This window comes from Bradyrhizobium prioriisuperbiae, from assembly GCF_032397745.1.
GTDB lineage: Bacteria > Pseudomonadota > Alphaproteobacteria > Rhizobiales > Xanthobacteraceae > Bradyrhizobium_A > Bradyrhizobium_A prioriisuperbiae.
In genome coordinates, this window is sequence record NZ_CP135921.1 from 7,875,119 (window position 1) to 7,896,154 (window position 21,036).

General features: G+C 53.6%; 21 protein-coding genes. 6 read left to right on the forward strand and 15 right to left on the reverse strand.

Annotated elements, in window-relative coordinates; genetic code table 11:
- Positions 1–56: 56 nt before the first annotated feature.
- Complete coding sequence (locus tag RS897_RS36640; RefSeq protein WP_315833535.1) at positions 57–1,331, reverse strand: radical SAM protein; 1,275 nt, start codon at positions 1,329–1,331, stop codon at positions 57–59.
- 524 nt (positions 1,332–1,855) lie between these two features.
- Between RS897_RS36640 and RS897_RS36645 the strand changes: the two genes are divergently transcribed.
- From RS897_RS36645 to RS897_RS36655, 3 genes are read left to right on the forward strand one after another with little or no spacing between them, the layout of a single operon-like run.
- Positions 1,856–2,668 carry a carbon-nitrogen hydrolase family protein gene (locus RS897_RS36645; protein WP_315833536.1) on the forward strand — a complete coding sequence of 271 codons (813 nt, stop codon included), beginning with the start codon at positions 1,856–1,858 and terminating at the stop codon, positions 2,666–2,668.
- A gap of 47 nt (positions 2,669–2,715) precedes the next feature.
- Positions 2,716–4,296, forward strand: coding sequence for an AMP-binding protein (locus RS897_RS36650; RefSeq protein ID WP_315833537.1), 1,581 nt, complete (start codon positions 2,716–2,718; stop codon positions 4,294–4,296).
- Positions 4,293–5,201 (forward strand): amidohydrolase family protein, encoded by a 909-nt coding sequence (locus RS897_RS36655; RefSeq protein ID WP_315833538.1) that lies wholly within the window; start codon positions 4,293–4,295, stop codon positions 5,199–5,201. Before RS897_RS36650 ends, RS897_RS36655 begins: the two co-directional genes overlap by 4 nt.
- A gap of 26 nt (positions 5,202–5,227) precedes the next feature.
- Here the strand turns inward: RS897_RS36655 and RS897_RS36660 are convergent, their stop codons facing one another.
- From RS897_RS36660 to RS897_RS42390, 9 genes are all read right to left on the reverse strand, one after another.
- The gene (locus RS897_RS36660) at positions 5,228–5,974 is read right to left on the reverse strand and encodes an SDR family NAD(P)-dependent oxidoreductase (protein ID WP_315833539.1); all 747 of its coding nucleotides are present in this window, start codon (positions 5,972–5,974) and stop codon (positions 5,228–5,230) included.
- Positions 5,967–7,211, reverse strand: a complete 1,245-nt coding sequence (locus RS897_RS36665) for an AMP-binding protein (RefSeq protein WP_315833540.1) — start codon at positions 7,209–7,211, stop codon at positions 5,967–5,969. The genes RS897_RS36660 and RS897_RS36665 overlap by 8 nt, the downstream gene beginning before the upstream one ends.
- A gap of 77 nt (positions 7,212–7,288) precedes the next feature.
- Complete coding sequence (locus RS897_RS36670) at positions 7,289–7,573, reverse strand: hypothetical protein (protein WP_315833541.1); 285 nt, start codon at positions 7,571–7,573, stop codon at positions 7,289–7,291.
- Between the two features lie 55 nt (positions 7,574–7,628).
- Positions 7,629–8,552, reverse strand: coding sequence for an alpha/beta fold hydrolase (locus tag RS897_RS36675; protein ID WP_315833542.1), 924 nt, complete (start codon positions 8,550–8,552; stop codon positions 7,629–7,631).
- A complete protein-coding gene (locus tag RS897_RS36680; RefSeq protein ID WP_315833543.1) occupies positions 8,542–9,462 on the reverse strand; it encodes a DMT family transporter in 921 nt (306 codons plus the stop codon). The genes RS897_RS36675 and RS897_RS36680 overlap by 11 nt, the downstream gene beginning before the upstream one ends.
- Positions 9,459–10,409: an alpha/beta fold hydrolase gene (locus tag RS897_RS36685; RefSeq protein ID WP_315833544.1), complete on the reverse strand. Its 951-nt coding sequence runs from the start codon at positions 10,407–10,409 to the stop codon at positions 9,459–9,461. The genes RS897_RS36680 and RS897_RS36685 overlap by 4 nt, the downstream gene beginning before the upstream one ends.
- Positions 10,410–10,461: 52 nt before the next feature.
- Positions 10,462–10,740: a hypothetical protein gene (locus RS897_RS36690; RefSeq protein WP_315833545.1), complete on the reverse strand. Its 279-nt coding sequence runs from the start codon at positions 10,738–10,740 to the stop codon at positions 10,462–10,464.
- Between the two features lie 14 nt (positions 10,741–10,754).
- Entirely contained in the window at positions 10,755–11,651 is an 897-nt protein-coding gene (locus tag RS897_RS36695) for a diiron oxygenase (RefSeq protein ID WP_315833546.1), read from the reverse strand.
- 835 nt (positions 11,652–12,486) lie between these two features.
- A complete protein-coding gene (locus RS897_RS42390; RefSeq protein WP_407654592.1) occupies positions 12,487–12,663 on the reverse strand; it encodes a GNAT family N-acetyltransferase in 177 nt (58 codons plus the stop codon).
- Positions 12,664–12,737: 74 nt separating this feature from the next.
- Between RS897_RS42390 and RS897_RS36700 the strand changes: the two genes are divergently transcribed.
- Complete coding sequence (locus tag RS897_RS36700) at positions 12,738–13,019, forward strand: hypothetical protein (protein WP_315833547.1); 282 nt, start codon at positions 12,738–12,740, stop codon at positions 13,017–13,019.
- A gap of 386 nt (positions 13,020–13,405) precedes the next feature.
- A complete protein-coding gene (locus RS897_RS36705; RefSeq protein WP_315833548.1) occupies positions 13,406–13,819 on the forward strand; it encodes a hypothetical protein in 414 nt (137 codons plus the stop codon).
- Between the two features lie 202 nt (positions 13,820–14,021).
- Here RS897_RS36705 and RS897_RS36710 read toward each other — a convergent pair whose 3' ends face one another.
- The 3 genes from RS897_RS36710 to RS897_RS36720 form a co-directional block, all read right to left on the reverse strand.
- Positions 14,022–14,366, reverse strand: a complete 345-nt coding sequence (locus RS897_RS36710) for a hypothetical protein (RefSeq protein ID WP_315833549.1) — start codon at positions 14,364–14,366, stop codon at positions 14,022–14,024.
- Between the two features lie 20 nt (positions 14,367–14,386).
- Positions 14,387–15,576, reverse strand: a protein-coding gene (locus tag RS897_RS36715; RefSeq protein WP_407654372.1) for an IS3 family transposase whose coding sequence is annotated in 2 segments (ribosomal slippage) — positions 14,387–15,327 and positions 15,327–15,576 — 1,191 coding nt in all. Because the reading frame shifts where the segments join, the coding sequence is not laid out codon by codon here.
- Positions 15,577–15,792: 216 nt separating this feature from the next.
- The gene (locus RS897_RS36720; protein WP_315833551.1) at positions 15,793–17,580 is read right to left on the reverse strand and encodes a peptidase domain-containing ABC transporter; all 1,788 of its coding nucleotides are present in this window, start codon (positions 17,578–17,580) and stop codon (positions 15,793–15,795) included.
- A gap of 459 nt (positions 17,581–18,039) precedes the next feature.
- On the opposite strand from RS897_RS36720, the gene RS897_RS36725 reads away from it, so the two are divergent.
- On the forward strand, positions 18,040–18,249 hold the full coding sequence (locus tag RS897_RS36725) for an MbtH family protein (RefSeq protein ID WP_315833552.1): 210 nt from the start codon (positions 18,040–18,042) through the stop codon (positions 18,247–18,249).
- 192 nt (positions 18,250–18,441) lie between these two features.
- Here RS897_RS36725 and RS897_RS42395 read toward each other — a convergent pair whose 3' ends face one another.
- Positions 18,442–18,660: a BBE domain-containing protein gene (locus tag RS897_RS42395; RefSeq protein ID WP_407654373.1), complete on the reverse strand. Its 219-nt coding sequence runs from the start codon at positions 18,658–18,660 to the stop codon at positions 18,442–18,444.
- Between the two features lie 746 nt (positions 18,661–19,406).
- Positions 19,407–21,020, reverse strand: a complete 1,614-nt coding sequence (locus tag RS897_RS36730) for a GMC family oxidoreductase (RefSeq protein ID WP_315833553.1) — start codon at positions 21,018–21,020, stop codon at positions 19,407–19,409.
- Positions 21,021–21,036: the final 16 nt, after the last annotated feature.

Consider the following 21,036-nt stretch of genomic DNA (forward strand, 5'->3'; position numbering starts at 1 on the left):
AGATATCCGCCCCGCACGGCTCTGAAGCCGTGCGCTAGCGGGCAAGAACATGAAAGCTATTGCTTCAAAGCGCCTGGTTCGATTGAGGGAAGCTCGACCACAGAGTTTTTAACGAAGAGATAGTCAATATCTCGCGTCTCTCGGAACGTTAGATCGAAATTGCTATTACGGCTCTCTCGATTAAACGCTGTTCGCTTTTTTAACGTTCTTGTGAGGCGATACCAGCGCGCAGCAATCTCCGCTGGCTGGACTTGCGCTTCGAACTCAGCAGCAGGCGCGCCAGAGATTGCGCTGTATCCGTTGTGTTGCACGTTGTCTATGTAAGGCTCGTCTTTGAAGAACGCTTGAAGATCATTGAACATGGCCTCCGTCTCTCCTGGGAAGCCAACTATGATGTCGACACCCAGGTATAACTCAGGGCACGCCTGCTTTAATCGTACGACGGCTTCATAGATCCTGGAGAATGGGATGCCTCCCCTTCCCATTCTGACCAGCAACTCATCATTATTGTGTTGCATGCCAACATGAAGCTGCTGAACCAAGCCGCGATTGCACATCGAAATGATTGCATCCGTATATTCGACCAGCCATCGATGGTCGAGATTGCCGAACTGGAATTTGAGCTGCGGATGTCGGGCAGCAATTTCTTCCACAAACTCAATGATTGTGGTTCCCACATCAGTCCCGTAAGCGAAGGTATCCTCGCCCATCAGGAATATGGTCTTGTAGCCTGCGGCGACGCCGGCATCTATCTGCCTGTATAAGTCGGCCGCCGGAATGCTGCGAATCTTTCCTTTCGCCTTATGAATCACACAGAACGTGCATTTGCGGATACATCCATCAGCGACCTTGACGTGAAGGATGCGATCCTCCTCTCTGACGATGGTGTCGTGATGCGGCTTCAGAATGTTAACTGGTTGAAGCTTCTTAAACGGCACCTGGGCCTTGATAATTTCATCTAATGAGGCCTCGCCGCTGAGCTGCACTAGCGTTCCTCGAAAGCCCTTCTTCCATTCCGCCGCATGCGTCGTAGGAATGCATCCTGTCATCACCAGTTCGCCGGCAAAATTGGCTTCGTCGAGATCTCCGAGCAGCTTTTTCACTTTTTCCAGCATCATATTGTGGAAACCGCATCCACTGATGACAACCATATCGACGTCAAACGTATCCGAGATGATCCAATTGTTGGCCATGAAGTACTTTTCTAGGGTCGAATAGTACTGAACGTGGCGCTCACAGTTGGTGTTGTTGGTAATAATGGCGACAGTTCGTGGCACCAAGACGCTAGACAGCTCCGCTTCTTGTTCACCTCGGATTTCAACTGCAGGCATCGGCCTTCTCCCTTGCGTGACAACTCGATCACTGGCGGCACTGGCTCAGCGGCGGATTAGAATTCACACGGTGTGGGCTCCTGCACCATGGCAGCTCACCTCCGCAACGGGGTTAAAAGCCACCGCGCAGCGTTTGCACACCATGGCGCAGAACTGATTAGCCTGCGCGAAGCAACAATTCCTCAGAGCTCGACAAACAAAATCGAGATAAAGCGAAAAACATTCAATCGGGATCGGGAGGCGCCAAAGCGCGTCGAAAGCGAAGAGCTCGCACTAGGAGATCAGTGCCCTCCATCTTCCCGGCAATAACGCAAGGGACATGCCTTCTAGATCGAAACGCACCGTCCCCACCCAAAGTAGCCACTTTTCGCGTCGAGGTCGTTTCTCTTGAAAGTATACATCTCATATTTTCTCACTTTCAAGTTGATTCCCGTCATGAGCGAGATATTATTTTGGTACAAGCCGTCAGATGGAAATGCATCGCTCTCAGATCCTCATAGAAAAGTGCGGAGCCAAGGGAACTCATGGCTGAGAGTGCTTTGAGGATAGGATTGGTTGCAGCTCCGTTTCCAGCGTCGTTCGAACAAGCGCTTAAATACGTTGAGCGCTACGTTCACATGGCTGCGAGAGGAAACGCAAAAATTGTCTGTTTTCCAGAGTCATACGTTCCAGGCATGCGAGGTATAGACGAGCCGGTTGAAGCTCACGCGCCTGACAAACTCTTATATGCCATCAGCTTCGCCCAAGACCTCGCACGAGAGACAAATACGGCTTTGATCTTACCGATGGATCGGGATTGCCGAGGCTCAATCCAGAATGTTGCCGCGGTGATCTCACCTCACGGTGAGTTGCTGGGATACCAGACAAAGAACCAGCTTGATCCATGCGAGGACGATATTTTTGTGCCGGGCACGGACCGACGCGTTTTCGACCTGTTCGGCATAACCATCGGTATCAGCATTTGTCATGAAGGCTTCCGCTATCCCGAAACCGTGCGTTGGGCCGCTGTGCGCGGTGCGCTCATCGTATTTCATCCGCATTGTACGGGGAGTAACAAGACCGGAATCCGACCAACTGAATGGCAAGGTCGGGATAACGATTACTATGAACATGCAATGATGTGTCGCGCGTTAGAGAACAACGTCTATTTTGCCAGCATAAACTACGGATTCACGTTTCCGCAGTCTGCGACCTGCGTGATCGCGCCAGATGGCAGATGCATCGCGCAACAGCCCTACGGCGAACCCGGCTTACTGGTTGCAGATATCGACCTCGAAGCCGCCAGCCGGCGGCTCGCACTTCGATATAGTCCAAGGACTTACCCTGGGGAGCCGTAACGTTATCGCCTCTCACCCTAAGCAGTGACGTAAAGCCAGAGGTGAAGATGCCCTTTGAGGTCGACCTGAACAACGTGATCCCCGCCCTTCGCGCGGGCGGAGATAACTACATTGAGTTCTATGAACCGGGCGGCGTTCTTCGGAAAACAATTAGCGAGATCAGCATCGACGTCATAACGGCGGAACGCTCGCTCGATTTTCTTGCCCTACCTCCGCGAGCTCGTATCGGAATTACCGGTGCGACCAATTACCAGTGGCTGGTCACCGACCTAGCATGTCTTGCCAAAGGTAATATCACGATTCCTTTCGATCCGGACGTCACCTGGGATCGCCATCGGATAACGGAGCAACTCCAGCTAGACGCACTGTTCACTGATCGCCCCGAATATATTCAAGGCAATCATCGCGCGCACACTTTCGCAAGCATTTGCGGGGACGACATCCAGCAAACGGAGACCTCCGTGCCTGCGTTCTGGGATGCTGACGAACCATTCACGGCTACATTTACATCTGGGACAACCGGAAGCCCAAAGGGAATTCTCGTCAAAAAGCGATGTTTTGATGATCAGTTTGTCAATGCAGTGCAGATGTTTTCGGTCGATGAGAATGACAAAATGCTCGTGTTCTTGCCATTCCACATCTACCTAGAGAGATGTTTCGTCTATCTTGCGATTCTACGCGGTTTTAATGTCGTTTGTGCGCCGCCGCGCTTTATCCCAAAGGTACTGAGAACCGCTGGTTTCACATTCTCGGTTGGCGTTCCACAATTCTTCTCCAGCCTGCGAGATCTGTTCCTCGCCCAGGCAAGAGAGAATGGACGACTTCGTCTTCTCTTCGAACTGCGTATGCTCGCCCATCGCTTCGGACTTGGCGGACTTTTAAGGAGGCCTTTTCCCCCTTTCCAAAGGATGTTGGGAGGACGTGCACGTTTCTTTCTCACGGGGTCGGCATCATGTCCACTTGATGTACTGGCGTTTTTTCGCGACGCTGGAATCCCGCTCTACGAGGGGTACGGTATGAGCGAGATCGCTGGGCTGATAGCTCTGAATTATCCCGGAAACGTCAGGCTAGGAACTGTCGGAAAGCTTTTTCCAAACAAAGAGCTCAAGTTCACGGCTGACAATCAAATACTGGTTCGCGGGCCGAACGTAGCAAATTCACAATATTGGCTCGCAGACGAACAAGAGAACGCAAGCACATTTCTGCCGGACGGATGGGTCGCTACCGGAGATGTCGGCCATATCGATCGTGACGGTTACCTGACACTCGACGGCAGGGTCAAGGACGTCATCGTCCTCTCTACTGGTCAGAAGGTGCAACCCGCTCCGATAGAGGCTCAGCTCAACCAAATCGTCGGTGTGGACAATAGTGTAGTACTCGGTACCGCAAGGCCCTACTTGGTCGCACTCATCGCAGCAAAGAGAGACCAACTTGACGAGCACGCAATTGAAGAGCGAATTCGGCGGATCAACGAAACAAGACCAGACAGCGAACGGGTTAAGCGATTCCGGATTCTAAATGATACATTTAGCGCCGAAAACGGCTTGCTAAATGCCTCGCTGAAGCTCGATCGAAAAAGAGTTGTGTCAACGTATACAAATCTCATACAGCAGTTGTATGAAACATGATCATAGATGCTCATGCGCACGTCGCCGACCTCTCGTTGTTCCCAACGCATTTTCTGAATGGCATGATGGAGGTTTTGCGACAGCGGGCCCTCGACGAGCAGGGGGTTACGTTGCAAACAACTCTGTTGGAGCGGATCGCCAAGCATCAACTTAGCGATCCTGAGTGCACAAAACTACTTTCGGAAATGAAAATTGCGCGAATAGATAAGACTGTTTTGCTCATTGCTGATTTCGGCTTCGGCGAGGAAGATAGTGGGTCGTCCTTGAAAAGCCTCTACCATCAATACTCGAAGGTCCTTCAAGCCAATCCGGACAAATTTGTCGTCTTCGGCGGAACAGATCCGCGGCGAGGACAATGGGCCGTGGATCTGTTTGAACATGGAATTACACAATTAGGCTTTCGCGGCCTAAAGCTGTATCCCCCATGCGGATACGATCTCGACGATCCGTCTTTGGATCCATACTATGAGTTGTGCCGTGCGCACGGGATTCCTGTCCTGGCCCACACCGGCCCCTCCCTCAGATCGATGCAGGGAGATCAGCGATATCCCCTCTCGATCTTGCGAGCGGCTGATCGGTTTCCAAGCGTCAAGTTTATTTTGGGGCATGCAGCGTTCCAGAGCTTTGAAACGAACCCTTCGATCGCGGTGCAACGACGGAACGTGTATTTAGAAACCTCTGGATTCCAACGTCTCCTCGATAGTGTAGAAGCTATTCGCAATCACCTACGGACGCTTTTCGACACTATTCCACATCAGGTCGTCTTTGGCACCGATTGGCCCGTGTTCAACATCCGGGCAACGCAACGCGATTGGGTCTTATTTTTTGAGAACCTCAATGTTCTTAGTCGTGCCGAGAAAGAGCGCTTCTTTTATCTCAATGCTCAAGAGGCACTCGGTCACTAAGCGGGTTTGTGTCCAGTTAACAGGCCCTAACAAGTCAATCCACCGTCTACCGTCAATGTCTGACCTGTCATGAACTGCGCCTCATCGCTAAGCAAAAAGCGGACAACTGGCGTAACATCACTAACGTTGCCGAGCCGGCCGATCGGTGTTCGTCGCTCGATCTGAGAACGCTGTGATGACGACAAATTATCAGACATTTCAGTAACCAGGTAGCCAGGCGCAATCGAATTGACCGTAATCTTCCGCGGACCCACCTCACGGGCAAGGGATCGCGTCAAGCCGTCTATTCCAGCTTTAGATGCCGAGTACGCGGCCAAGCCCGAATATCCTCTTGATCCAATGATCGACGAGATGTTGATGATTCTACCCTCCGTACGGGAATGCAAAAAGCTTCTGGTCATTAATCGTGCTACTCTCAACGCGCCAAGCAGATTGACCTGAATTACACGCTCTAGGTCTGCCGTCGGGAATGTCGCTAAGATTCCCTCGGCGGCTATCCCAGCGTTGTTTACCAAGCCATAGGGCGTCGCAATAGACGCCCACTCGAAAAACTGCGAAACGGCTCGATTTTCTGAATTAGGTAGCCCGATCTCGCACTCCGTCCAGAGGAAACGTTCTTCCGAGAACTCGGTTTCCAGCCCCACCAGTTCGGGAGAACGATTTCTGCTACACGCGGCCACGCAGTATCCAGCGAGAAGGAGGTCACGAACGATCGCCAATCCAAGCCCGCGGCTTCCACCGGTCACTAGTACTGCGCGCTTTTTGTTAGCCATGATGCATCTTCACCCGGCGCAGCTTACCCGCAACACTGCGATCTACCGATGTGACTTCATTGAAACGTACCGGTAGCTTGTGACGTGGTAGAGTTTTACTTAAATTTCTTAGCGCCAACTCTCGAAACGTCGGTCGATCAACTGTACTATCCAACATCAAGTCGGCTACGACCACTGATCCGAGGAGCGCGCTCGGGTGTGCATAAACGAAGGCGTCCAACACACCTGGCACATCCAGCAACGCCAATTCAACTTCTTCTGGATTTATCTTGTGTCCACCGACGTTGATCATGCTATCTGCACGCCCCTTGAATAAGATCCTCTCATCACGAAGTTCAACTAGATCCCCGGTATCGGCAAGCACAATTCCTTCCGACAAATGGCCCGCCGTGTCCTTCGCACAATGCTGGCTCGCGCGCTTTCCTCCAACGTACAGATGGCCATCAACTATGGCGATTTGGAATTCCATATCCTTGCGCTCAAGCCAGTCTGCCGGCAGACCTGCCTTTCCATCATCCACAGGAGCAAGCGCTCCAAACTCTGTTGTCGCATAAATATGACGGATACGCGTCTCGGGATATCTAGAGCGAAGAGCATCTAATATATTTTGGTCAACAATCTCACCTCCAAGGGTAACGTTGCGTAGCGGAAGAAGCGCTGCCTCCTTCCCCATCGCGAGCAAGAACGCGCGCCAGAAGCTCGGTGTTCCGCTGATCACATTTGGAGGAAAGCGGTGCGCAAAATCAGCCAGCGACGAGATACTATTCTGTTCAGTATAGCAAAGCTCCGCTCCCGCAGTCATTGCCGAGAGCAGAAACTGAATCCCCGCAAAGGTCGCAACATGAAATGACATCAAGAATTTGGAGCCGGCTAACGTCGACGACTTTACTTCTGCTGAACTGAGAAGTGCCTCAAGTGAATGCGTGACCCATTTTGGAGTGCCTGTGGTGCCCGACGTTGGAATCAGAAGCCCAAACGTACTTGGCGCTCGACTTCCGCTCTGCGTGCTGTGCACCCTCTCTCCATCAAACCAGCCGTTAACTCCTAAATCCTTCAATTCGTCGACTAGCCCACGACCAGAAGGCAGTTGTCCACGATGAACCAAAACCTCTCCACCGATCTGGTGCAACGCAACGAGGGCAATCGATAGTGATATTGGATCATGGCCAACCACAGCGAGCCGTCCAATCTTAAGCTTCAGGCAGATTTCGGCCAATTCACGGCTGTGGCGAAGCATCGACTTGGCATTTAGAGTCCTCCCATTGCAGTTCAAGGAGAACTCGTCCCTGAGGGGGAATTTAGGTCGGGCGTCATTCATCGCCCTGTTGCCGCGACATAGAGGTTGGCTAACTCGGCGGCTGTTCTGAAATCTTTAAATCCGTCAGCAAACGGATCAACATCGCAAAAGAGTTCGAGTTCAACCAGAAGTGCCGCCAAGTCCAGTGAATCGATTCCCGTATCCCCTTTCACAAGGATAGTCGTAGGGCCCAGCAAGGGTGGATCCAGGCCTTTAGCAAGCAATAAATCCCTGACGCCGCTCAGGATGCGATCCAAGAGCATTGCGTGATCGAACTGCTTTCTGTCAGGTTCCTCCGGCAAGTACGTCCTCCCGTGGCGTTCGATCTGCGTGCCCAAGGCAACTCAGGCTCACTCATCATGCATCGATAAGCATTCGCTTCTCGAGCCACCTCATAATTGGCTCGATATGTTCCTTCGAACGAAGATGAGGAAAGTGTCCACACCCGTTTAGCGTCAGGCCGTCACAGGCAGGGTTCACGTCTCTCATTTTTTCAACGGTTGACTCACTCAGCCATTGGGATTCCTTCCCACGAACAACAAGGGTCGGGCAACGGACGGAGTTCCAGCAATCCCAGAGGTCGAGATCGCCCCGCTCTTCACCCAAGAACTGCCGCGCAATGTTAGGATCATAACTTAATCTATATTGATCTCCGTCCGCCGCTTCGATGCTATCGAGCGTGAATGCATGCCATTCCCTGGCAGTCAGATAGCCAACCGATCGGAAGGCAAATTTTATAAACTTCTCGGCGTGCGCCAAGTTAAGGAATTTAATTTCAGATGCCAGCGCCTCATTGAATCCGATAAAATTTTCCCGACAGCAGAATGCACCTATATCGTTCAAAATGAGTGTCGAGATCGGAGTGTTGGGTTGAGCCGCTAAAAGGATTCCGATAACGCCGCCAAATGACGTACCGAGGAAAGTAACCGTCTTCGCTCGCAGGTGCGCTAACAACGTAACGACACAGTTGACCTGGGCATCCCATCCCGCCGCACGATAGGCCTCGGCCGACGGCAATCGATCGCTCCGGCCCATTCCCAGCAGTGTCACACCAATCACCCGAAATCGCTGGCTAGCGATCTCTGCGACATCACGGAAATCCTGATAATTCCTTGTGATACCGGGCACGCATACCAAAATCGGCTTGGTCGAATATCTGTCCGTATCCCCGTAGACGATCGTTCGCAGCCCGCTCGGTGTCCATACCGGCAACGCAAACTCGTCAAAGGAACTGCGATCGACAGAAATTTCTGTTGGGCGATTCATCAAATCATCGCTCACTAGGCTGACCAATACGCCCAAGCCATTTTGAGAACGTCTTGATGGCAAAGGTCAGACGATCAAGCACATTTGTGGCGCTCGCGATCGATACGATAATCAGGAGACCTCCCAACATCTGCATGGGGGTCAATCGTTCGCCAAGCAACAAAGACGCCCAGATCACCCCGAAAAGCGGAATGAAGAACGAAACGAATGTAGCATTCAAAGGTCCGGCAACCTTCACAAGTCGATAGTATAGGAAAAGTGGCAGGGCGGTCGAACAGGCACCCAGCAAACAAACCAGTCCAACGATCGCGGGAGAAAGATTCGAGAGGGCAAACTCATTAGCGGCTGGAATGATCAATAAAATTGCCGAACATAGGGACGGCCACATTGCGAGGTCGGCGGTGTCTGTAGTCGACATCCGCGCCTTAACATAGATCGCCCCGCTCGCGTAGAACGCGCTCGAAAGAAGCGCAATTAACAAGCCAAACAAGCTACTTCGCATCTCTCCAAAAGACGCAGCAATGAGCACAACACCCGCAAACGCAATAGGCATACCAATCAGTCGCCTAAGACCGATGCTGTCCTTTAAAAACAATTTGGCATAGATTGCGGCAAAGAATGGAACGGTCGCATTCGTGAGGGCAAGCAGCGAAGCGGAAATCTCTTTTGCAGCCAAGCCAGCGAGCACAAAGGGAAGCACGAGCCCAATGACTCCGAGGGTAATGTAGTCAACAATGCGTGCCGGTGGTTTGTCAGCATTCGCCCTCATACGCAGAAGAATCACATAGATAATCAGGGCGACCAATATTCTCCCCTCTGCAACAACAAATGCGCCTAGAACAGGCGCTGTGGCTCTTAAGAGCACGAATGACAAGCCCCAGAGCGCTCCCAGCAGAGGAATCTGAAGAAAAACACCCAGCGTCATATTCGGACACTCGCCTGACCAATGGTTGATTCAGTAACTGATGGTTCAGGCGACCGTATAGTCTCTCCTTCGGTCTTGAAAAATTGCGCCACTTCTTCTGCGATGTCAGGTTCTCTAAAATGAAAATAGTGGTCTCGATCCGAGTAGATCTTGCTACGACCATTCGGCAAAGCTTTGGCCACCAACTCTGTCTCGTCGGGGTCGGCAATAAGATCCCTGCTTCCAGCCATCATCAGCACGGGCTGTCGAATCTTACCAATCCAGGTCTTCGGACTCACATCTGCGAGCGAAACAACTAGCCGACTATACATATAGAGATTTTTCACAGATTCGAACGGCCTAGAAACAAGTGGAGCGACATCAGCAGGAACTCGACCGCCAGCAATACCGATTACATTCTGTCCATCCGGAAGCGACGTTCCAAATAGGGAGTTCATTAGATCGCGATGCGCTGTTGCGTGTCGCAGGCTCCTGCTAATTCCGCCCATCAGAACGCGATAGCTCTTCTGATAAGAATTCGGCGCCAACAGATTATATGAGCCTGCAAGCAGTACAGCTTTCGCTATCGCATTAGGCTCAAGCAACATCGCCCTGAGAGTAACCAACGGGCCGGTACACCAGCCAACCACGTTTACCGTTTCAGCCCTGCAGAATTTCACGACTTCCAACAGATCCTGCACTTGCAGATCAAAGGAACAATCTGTCTGTTCTGAATAGATGTACTTGTCTGTGGTAATTCCCGCAGTGTTCCAAGATACGACCCTGAGGTCGCGTTGCTGCAACGCATTTACAACAAAGCGCCAAATACCGGGGGGCATAGCATATGCATTAGCCAAGACCACCACGCCTGGCGCTGGCCTACCCCAATCATAGATAAGAATTCTTTCCCCGGGGCGATGCGGCACCGGCAGCGCCGAGACCGACGCCATTTCGAGCACGTCAGACATATCAGCTCTGCCCCTCCACGAAAGCGGTCGCGGTTACGATCTGTCGGGAAGCCTAGAACAAACGTTGCAACTCCGTTGCAAAAAACGTTTTCTCGATAACCGCTAGCGATTTAAATGCCTCCGGCACGATCTCTTCGAGAGCAATCGGCTCTCCTCTCAATTCCTCCACGAGGAAGATGAAAGACGTAATCTGTAGGGAATCTATCAGCTGGTTTTCAAACAGATCCGTTTCATAATCGAGCGAAGCAAGGTCTTCGTTCTGCTGGAAGATCCATTCGGCGATCTTCTGAATCTTACCCTGCCCCCCCTCCTTGTCGCGAATGAAAAGCACAGCTGGTCCTCCCCTCAGTGCGCCGACAAACCGCTCTTTGCAACAAACTGGCTTGCTCGACTAAGTGCTTCCGCATGAAAGTTAGCTCGCCCGGGATCCAGCAGCAGAGCCGAGCGTAGCTTGTAAGGCTCGGCTATCCCGGCATCATGATAAACCTCGGGATTGTAGAAGAGCTGCATCATGGACGACATAAATTTCTGAAGATAACGCGCCACTCCTTGAACTGACTCTTCTCCGCAGGCTTGCTTTGCTCGCTCTGTGAGTTGGGTAAGCAGCGAATGGCCCATCGCAATGTGGCGCGACTCATCCAAGTGATGAAGACGATTCAGTGAACGCACGACAGCAGGAAGCCGCTCGTCCGTCATCATAAATTTATTAAAGTGGTCACCGACGGATTCGAAAATCAAGATTTGAGCAAAGGCGATGATCGCAACGAGCTCTTTTTCCGCGAACGGCATCGTTCCAATACTGAGCCCTTTGGGTTGGTATATTTTCTGGCCATAGCGGTTACAGAACTGAGCGAACAACCACATATGTTTCGTCTCTTCCTCGACGAAATGGTGGAAATATTCGGCCGCCTCGGCGCAAAAGGGTTCATGCATGTGCTTCAGAACGGACAGGATTAAGTCGCGCTCGCCGTAGACACTTGCGCTGTACATGTTGATGCTTTCCCACTTACTGAGACGCATCAACCCTTCTGTTCCTAGTTGGTCGTAGTGCACAGTTCCGTAAACGCTGAGCAACTCTGGACTAAACCAAAAGCAATCGTCCGCAATCTTGTCCGGCCACTCAAAATCTTTATACGGATTGTAGTAATGTTGAACTGACAGGCTTGAAAGCCGCCCCATCAAGGCTTCCAGAGCCCCCGCGTCGGGCAGCGATTTTCCATGATTTTCGACAAAGCCAGCCATCGTCGCGCCGCCCTTGCTGACATCTCGTATTGTCACTCAACTTAAACGAGCATATCGATAACTGATATTGTTTACAATCGCTAGTTTGCCATTGGAGAAATGTTGGGTCTCAAAGGGACCCACAGGCTCGGGGAACATTATGCAAGCTTCATTTTGCCATTCGGCGATTTTGTATAATCAACCGGCTTGGCGCTCTGGATCTCCGGAGGACGCCACCGAGCAATTCGCTCGGGAGCCGAAGTCTCGGCGCTAAAGCACTCGCTGACCGTAGGTTAAAGGCTTCGCGAAGTCGGTGGACATTCTTGCCGGTTATAAGGTGCAAGCTAAGTCTATCGAGGGGCCTGCCACGGACATCAAGCTGCAGATACGCGATCGGTGACGCCAGCGAAGTATCGACGCGTAACGCACGCGCCACCGATCGCGACACTTGGCCGATATGCGTTTTCTTCCATGATGCCAGACTATCGGGATCGCCCGGGAAGAACGATCCTCGCAGGCTTGCTTTAGGAAACCAGAGCGCTGCGTCAATATTCGGCCAGCGCTTTTGAGATCTCGACCTCGAACGGTGCAGGCCTTAACGCTGGTGAAAGACTGTCGCTCGTTCAGCCCACGGCAAGTTGGCGAGCCGAGTCCTGCCAAATGCATCGCGTGAGGGCGAACGTGCGCGTCAAGAGCGTTATGCCTCGTATCCATCCGGTGAAGGCCGCGGTCAGGTTCGTCGCCAGAGTGTTTGTCGCCCGTTCATATCGAGGAATCGAGAATGACGATCGAGGATGGCTCGCAGCTGGGGCGCGACTCGATCATCAGGTATCGGTTCGAATCCATGTCGATGGAATCATGGTCCATTCCAAGGTGGCGTTCGAAAAGTAGCCAAGGTTACGGCTGAAGCTCCAGCCCTAGTCGCCCGTAAGAGCGAGTGCGTAAGCAGGTCAGCACCAATCCCGCGGCCGCGTACTTGGGGAATTACAGAGATGTTGGCGAGGTAAATAGTATCGCCATGCGATTGTAGCAGGACGAATCCGACAAGAGCCTCATCGACTTGGGCAACCCAAACTTCGCCTGTGGCAAACCGTCAATCGGGAGCGGTTGATCGAGTTCGGACGAAAACGCGCCAAGGAAGAAGCCGGTCCGGCAACCCTCGCCATCGACATGTCCTTCATCCGGACGATCATCACCCACGCGGCGGCGGTCCACGGCATTGAAGTTTCAGCTGAAGAAGCCCTCTTGGCGCGCGTTGCGCTCAAGCACCTCAATCTGGTTGGAAAGGGCAAAGAGCGGGACCGGCGGCCCACCCAAGACGAAGTCGACGAGCTCATCGAATACTTTGAGACCAACCGGCGGCGGCCTGCCCGTACATGTTGCGACTAGAGATAAACACTAAGAGGAGGAGAGGAAACGCTTGTGCCAATCAGAGACGACATTAGGGACTGGGCGCGACGAAGTGCCGAAGCGAACATCTTGGACGCCACTACAACTGACTACCGCAAAATGTCAGCGGCCTATTTAGCCATCGACCGCTAGTTGTCGGTAGCTAGGACCGCGCTGGTGGCGGTGAAAGTAGTTCAGGCCAAAATCAAAGCGTGGCGCGCAAATGGAGTTGGCTTGGAGCAGCGGAAGGTCATCGAGGATGCGATGGACGCCATAAGCATATAGATACTTCTACTTCTGTCATGAAGTTACATGAACCAAATCATGGCCTATTGCGACCAATCGCAACGTCCCCGCCCCGGATTGGGACATTAAGGTGGGAAGCCATGAATTCATTGCCAGGTTTGATAGTTGCCGCCACACTGTTAGGCGTTATGCCTGCCGCCATCGCCGCACCGAAAGACCCAGTCGCGTCCGCAGAGGTACAGAAGGAGTTCGCCGCCTTCATCGACAAATTCCGTGCTGCACTGAAGGCAAACGATTTAGAAGCCGTCGTCAATTTGAGCAAAATGCCCTTCTTGAGCCACACCGACGAGTACAGCGCTGAAGCGTTCCGCACTAAGGTCTACAAGAGAGAATTTACAGCGAGGACTCGCGCGTGCATCCAGAGCAAAAAAGCCACCTACGATCACTCGCCGGACAACACAGAAAGTTACTCTATCTTCTGCGGTGATGAGATATTCATGTTCACGAAGATGCCTGCGGGCTTCCTGTTTACGGAAATCGGCGTCAACGACTAATCGCAGCTTCCGGCGAGCTGGCACCATGCCAAACGTCGACCCCTGCAAGATAAGTAAGCCGCTGGAGACCCGCCCTTAGGGTGTGTTAGCTTTTGGTGGGTTCGGCGCCTCCTCCCCACCCATCGGCGCGAACAAGGCCCCCTTCGGGGGCTTTTGTTTTGGTAGCAGGTCTAAAATATCACACGCAGGGGGCAAAATGGACTCATTGAAGACCATCGAAGAGGCGCTCGACGTTCTGAGCAAAATCGCGAAGGAATACCCCAAAGACGAGGTTGGTCTTTGGGCTGGCCCAATGAGCTTGGCCGTACGCCCCGATATCCAGAACATGGTGACAAAGAACTTCCCGGCCGACCGCAAGGCGGCAGTGCTGAAACGGGAACGAGAACTTGAGAAAGTGCCGGCGCAGTTTGTCGAGGCCGCAGAGAAAGCCGTGGCGAAGAAATCTCCGACCTACAAGACACCGGTCTTCAAATGCCTTGAACACTTCGATAAGTGCACTAAACACCGAGCCCACGGCAAACACGTCTGCAGAGCCCCATTTGGCCATATTGACGTTGCCCCCAAGATTTATCCAACTCTGAGTTCGCCCTGGCTGTTGGGTTTGCCCGTGTGGGCGGTGGAAGCGACGGGAGCTGGCGCGGAGCCATCGATATAGCGCAGCGTCAGATCCCGGCGCGGGTGGAAGGTGAAGGCGAACTCGGAAGGCGTCCTCCATCCAAGTTGCGAGTGTGGTCGAGCGTCGTTGTAGTCGGCCCGCCAGCATTCGAGAATGACGCGAGCCTGGGCAAGCGACGTGAACAGCGTCTCGTTCAGCAATTCATCCCTCAGGCGCCCATTGAAGCTCTCAATGAAGGCATTCTGCATGGGTTTGCCCGGCGCGATGTAGTGCCATGCGACGCGGCTCTGGTCAGCCCAGGTCAGGATGGCGTTGCTGGTCAATTCGCTGCCATTATCGCTGACCACCATCTTCGGCTTGCCGCGCTCGACTATCAGGCGGTCCAGTTCCCGCGCCACACGGACGCCGGAGAGTGAGGTGTCGGCCACCAGCGCCAGGCATTCGCGCGTGCAGTCGTCCACGACGGTCAGGATGCGGAAGCGACGGCCGTCGGTGAGTTGATCCGACACGAAGTCGAGCGACCAGCGTTCGTTCGGCGCTATCGGCACCAGCATCGGTGCTCTGGTCCCGATCGCCCGCTTGCGGCCGCCACGGCGGCGCACCGCGAGCCTCTCCTCCCGGTAGAGCCGAAACAGCTTCTTGTGATTGATCGCATAGCCTTCCCGCTTGAGCAGGACATGCAGGCGCCGATAGCCGAAGCGGCGGCGTTCATGGGCGATCGCCTTCATGCGCTGGCGAAGGCCGGCATCGTCCGTTCGGGTCGTCCGGTATCTCATGGTCATACGGCAACAGCCGATGGTTTTACACGCCCGCCGTTCGCTCATTCCGTGGGCATCCACGAGATGGGCGACAGCTTTCCGCTCGGCCGCGGGCGTCACCACTTCTTTCCCAAAAGGTCCTTCAGGGCCACATTGTCCAGCATGGCGTCGGCCAGCAACCGCTTCAGCCGCGTGTTCTCATCCTCCAGCATCCTCAGCCGCTTGGCCTCCGAGACCTCCATCCCGCCAAACCTCGCCTTCCACTTGTAGATGCTGGCGTCACTGACGCCATGCTTGCGGCATAAATCCGCAACCGAGACGCCGGCCTCGTGCTCCTTCAAAATCCCGATGATCTGCTCTTCCGTAAAACGGCTGCGCTTCATGCTCTGGTCCTTGTCATGGGCCAGAGCGAACTTCAAACTGGATTAAGCCCGGGGGGCAAGGTCATCTCCCATCTTCCTCATTGTTGATAACGTTTGTTGGCAAGCCCACGATGCTTCTTTCTCAGCCATCGGCGCCCGTGCACGAGGGTCAGGCCGGATAGTGTCCTTCCCCAGACACCAGAGCATTCGCGATTGATTCAGCCATACCGCCCCACCTCAGGTTCTAAGTTCTTGAGGCGAGGAGCCGTTCGAAACACGAAGGTAATCAGCCCAAAGCGAGGCATATCGGCTTGAATTCTGAAGAAGATCATCGTGACGGCCATCACCAACAAGACGGCCTCCATCAAGCACCAGAATTCGTTCCAAATTCCGAGTGGCCGCAAGATTATGGGATACGAGGACCAGCAGTCGCTCCTGCCCCCAACTCGCGAGTTTACGCTCCAGGGCAATCGCTGCTTCAGCATCCAAGAAAGCGGTCGGCTCGTCGAATAACGCAATCTTCGGGTTTCTAATAATCGCCCTCGCGATGGCCAACCGCTGACGTTGCCCCCCAGACATCGTCCGCCCATACTCGCCTATTTCAGCGTCCAACCCACCAGGTAGGCTTTCGACACAATCCAACGCACCCGAGAATCGCAGACCTTCCCGTATCGCCGCGTCGTCCACCACTCGCCCGCCAGCGAGATTCTCCCTAATGGTTCCGGAAAAGAGCACCGTATCCTGATAGACGACGCCGAAATTTTTGCGAAGCGCTCTCGGGTCGTAATTTTTCAGATCGTGCCCTGAAATTTCAACCCGCCCGGAATAGTCGGTGCAAAGCCCCAGCAATACCTTGATCAAACTGGTCTTACCGGAGCCATTCCGGCCGACGAGAGCGACGATGCCACGTTCAGGCAAAACAAGATCAATATTGTCCAGCGCAACCTGGGTAGATCCAGGATAAACTAGGGTGACGCCACGAAAGGCAATTTCTCCTGGGCGAAGCTGGCTTAGTGGCGGGTGAATTGCAGCCCGTTCGCGAGGGCTTGCCAAGAATGCATCGATTTGCCCGATCGCTACATTTGCCTCCTGGTACTGATCCAGGAAGTTGCCACTCTGAAGCAAGGGGTCCGCAATCCTACTTGCGAGCAGCTGAAGAGCCAGGAGATCGCCTACCGAAATTTGTCCTTGGTAAAGCCGCAAACATCCGAGAATCAGAACGAATAACAAAAGCGAGCGCGAACCCAACTGGGATCTTACGGCAAATGTACGATTCAGCCGCAACAACCTACGCAATGTGCCCAATGTTGTTTCGGTTGAAGCGATCCACCGACGCATGCGCGTACTTTCGTCGGCCAGCGCCTTGATAGTGGCAATGCCATTTACAGTTTCCGCAGCAAGGTTATGGCGCCTTCCGACATCTTCGTAGTACGCCTCGGACGCTCCATAAAGTTCATCCAATGGCTTCCGTATGGCGGCCATAGATAGCAGCGCTATGACAAGGAAACCGCATGCAATACCAAAATCGTAGTAGAACATTACCAATAACGAAACGGACGCACTTCCAACTTCAAATACGATGTTAGGCAGATGAAAGATAACGAAGTCTCGAATCTTCGTAACTTGCTGAAAGTGATTAATCGTCTCTCCCGACGGAAGCTCGCCAAATCTCGTCTTAAGCCTTAATAGGTAAGCAAAGACCCGCCTGGCCATACGTCGATCAATGAAGGTCGCGAGCTCTATTGTTAGGGTTTGCCTATAGTAAGACAGTGCAGACTCAGCAAGTATCGAGGCCGCAACAACCAAGACCAAACCAATCAGCCATCCGACAGCTTGACCTGCGACGATTACATCCAATGCCTTCTGCGCACTGATAGGCAGCACGAGAGCTGTTCCGTATGTCGATAAGATTACGAAACACAGCAATACTATTTGGCGTTGGCGCAACAAAAGCGAACGAGCAATCCAACCCCAACTAAAGTGAGCAGCTCCGGCTAACCTCATTGATGCGCTCGAACCCGACATTCCCAATTCCCAACACGCGGCGCTTCGGCCAATTTCTGAATTCTCACTTAAAAACTGTTATTGCTTTGCCTCTGGCTACCTTATTCGATGCTGGGAATCGTCCTGGTCATTTGGGCCTGGCGCCCCCAATGAGGATTTTCCAACACCACTTTCTCCCAATACGGGAACAAGCCGCCGCTTCAAACTGTGTTGTAGGGCTCTCCTAGATAGCTCAGCAAGCTGTGGTCCGCGCCCCAAAATACGGGCGCGCGTTCAGGGTCGTAAGCGGCAGGTCCATAGGAACCTTTGCATGGCGATCACAGAAAGAACAATTGATCGAAGGTGCACACGGACATCGCGTGCAGTTTTCACAATTTCGGTATTTTTCGTCGCATGACTGCAAATGCTTGCGCGCGCAGCTTGACAGAAATAAGCTCGCTCGTCGCTTGGCATGCGAATGCTTGGATTGGAGAGTCAGTTATGAATAGCGATGATGACGATGCTGACGTGCTCTACTACGTCGTAGTCAACGCCGAGGAGCAATATTCAATTTGGCGCGCCAGCAAGAAGGTCCCAAACGGCTGGTCCATTGTTGGCGAGAAGCGCAAGAAGCAGGAATGTCTATCTTATATCAATGAGGTCTGGACAGACATGCGACCGCTCAGTCTTCGAAAACAGATGGCTTCGTAGGTCGAGCTGGCGGTCATCGCTCGACCGAGAGCAGGAATGCAGGGTCGTGCGGGGGCGTCCGAAAAGCAAGCGGTATCATCCCAGTTCAAGTGCGGGCGAGGCGCTGCAAGAGGCATGGCACCGCCACCAAGACCGAAATATTGCTGAATCAGCCAACCGCTGAAACGCACGAAGCTTTCGGCTTTGGTTTGATTACACTTTACGTTCAAATCCATCATCGCTCCAGTCTTCGCTGCCGACTCCATGGTGGACCAGGAACAGACAATCGGGATCATGGCGACGCTTGACTTCGCGTAGTCGCTGATAATTGTCACCCCAGAATGCTATCTGCCAATCTTCCTGCCAAGACGCCACGGAAAATTCTGATGGTAAACTCCGGAATGATGACGGCTCCTGAACGGTGCCAACCATTCGCCAGCAACCATTTGAACCTCCACGGGCTCATGTCGCTAGAGAGAATCCTGAGCCTTTGCTCGCTATATGTAGCTGGCTTAATCGCCCTTGACCATTTTCGGCGCCTTCGGCTGGTGGACGGTCGATGCGCCTTGTGAGGAGAATCGCCGCACACGTGTCGAGCGACCGTTCTGATCGCCGTCGACGGTCCTTACCGAGATCCGTTCGTCAAATGCGCGACTTGAAATACGTTCAAATGATCATTCCGATATTCGATGGCATTGAAGTGCCAGACCTTTCGCGGTTGCGGAAGCCGCCGCACGCGCCTTCCGCTGGTTCTGACCGTATCGTGGAATGAAAATCAGTATGCATCCCTAGCAATTTCAATGGGTATTCCGACCGGATCGCCAAGTGGGCCCCTAGACTTATCAACAAATTTGCCATTCGGTCAGAATGAAAATTGCTGCGACTATAGGCGGTCAACCTGTTGTCGGGGATTGGTAGCGGGGGACGCTACCGCTTTTCCACACACCAAACGAACCTCCGATATTCCGGCCGTTCGTCTACCGACGGGCTGGACGAAGCCCGCGTCGCGCGACCGATACCTTCTTCCGAAGCCGAAGATCGCTGGGCCCACAGATCGGACTATTTTCGCAGCTTCTCGCGTGCGACCGAACTGATCGTCACTTGTGTGGCGCGCATGACACGAGGAATGAAGGCTGCCGCGTGGAGTGCTGCCGGGAGCATCATCGGCGGCCCACGCGTCACGGGCTTGTAACTGGCGATGCCGCATGGTTCGCAATAAGGTCCGCCGCCCGTTCCGCGATCATGAAGGTCGCGGCATTGGTATTGGCGCTAACAATCGTCGGCATCACGGATGCGTCGACCACTCGAAGTCCGTTCATCCCATGAAGCTTGAGATCTGGCGCGACGACGCTGAGCGGATCCGTCCCCATGCGACAGGTCCCCACGGGATGGTAAATGGTTTGGGCGCTTGCGCGAATCCAAACGTCGAGTTCTTCGTCGCTCTGACGACCGACGCCTGGCGCGTGTTCGGGTCCCCGAAATTGCGCGAAGGCCGGTTGTGCCACGATTTCCCGCATAATTCGGACCGCGCGCCGCAGAACGGCGACATCCTCCGGATCATGCAGGTAATTGGGGTCAATAAGAGGTGCAGTTTTGGGATCGACGGAAGCGAGCTTTACCGTTCCAACACTACGTGGCCGGGTGCCGTAGATCGCTGCCGAAAATCCTTTTTTTTGGACAATGTCTCGGCCATGGTCATTGAACATCAGTAGCGGGAAATGCACCATGAAATCAGGCGCCTCAAGGCCGGTCAGCGTTTTCAGAAAGGCGATGACCTCCAATCCGTTGCTCGTCGCCGGACCGGTCCCCTTCAGTAGATATTCAAAGACGTCTTGGAGCCCTTTCAGAGGTCTCGTATGTGAGAGCACAGAATACGGCTTGGTCATCTCCTGTTGGAGCATCACGTCGACATGATCTTGCAGGTTCTTCCCCACGCCGGGCAGTTCGTGAACAACCTTCATGCCCGCAGGTGCCAAAATCTTCGGATCCCCGATGCCGGAAAGTTGCAGAATGTGCGGTGAGCCAATGGTGCCGCCACACAAAATGACTTCCCCGCCCGTGCGCAGGGTATGCCGCTGCTTTTTTCGTTCGTACTCGACGCCAGCCGCTCGCCCATTTTCGACGAGCAGCCGGGTTACCTGTGCGCCCATGATAACTTGCAGGTTCTTCCGATCTAGAGCTGGGCGGAGGTATGTGGCCGAGGCGCTTTGTCGCCTGCCGTTTGCGATCGTGCTATCCCCGCGACTAAATCCTTCCTGGTGAGCGCCATTGGAATCCTCGCTGATCGGATATCCGCCACTCGCTGCAGCTTCCATCCACGCGCGACTTACCGGCGTCATCTGCGAAACCGGTGGCGCCCTCAGGACGCCGACTGGTCCATCACCACCACGATATTTGTTTGCGCCAGCGGACCAGGTCTCCGACTTACGAAAGTATGGTAAGCATGCTTCGAAAGACCAGCCGGTCGCACCCATCTGCGTCCACCCATCGAAATCAGCCGGATTTCCGCGAGCGTAGACGAGGCCATTGATAGAACTTGAGCCGCCAAGCACCTTGCCCCGCGGAAAATAAACGACTCGTCCATTCAATCCAGCCTGAGGCGTCGTCGAGTAGCCCCAGTTTCCGCGGCCGGTTCGCATGAGAACGGAGAAACCCGCCGGCATGCGGTAGAACAGGCTTTTGTCAGATCCACCGGCTTCCAGCAGCACGACGTTGCAAGCTGGATCAGCGCTGAGGCGGTTTGCCAACACGCACCCGGCGGTGCCAGCTCCTATGATGATGTGGTCCGACATCATTTCCCCGCGCGCT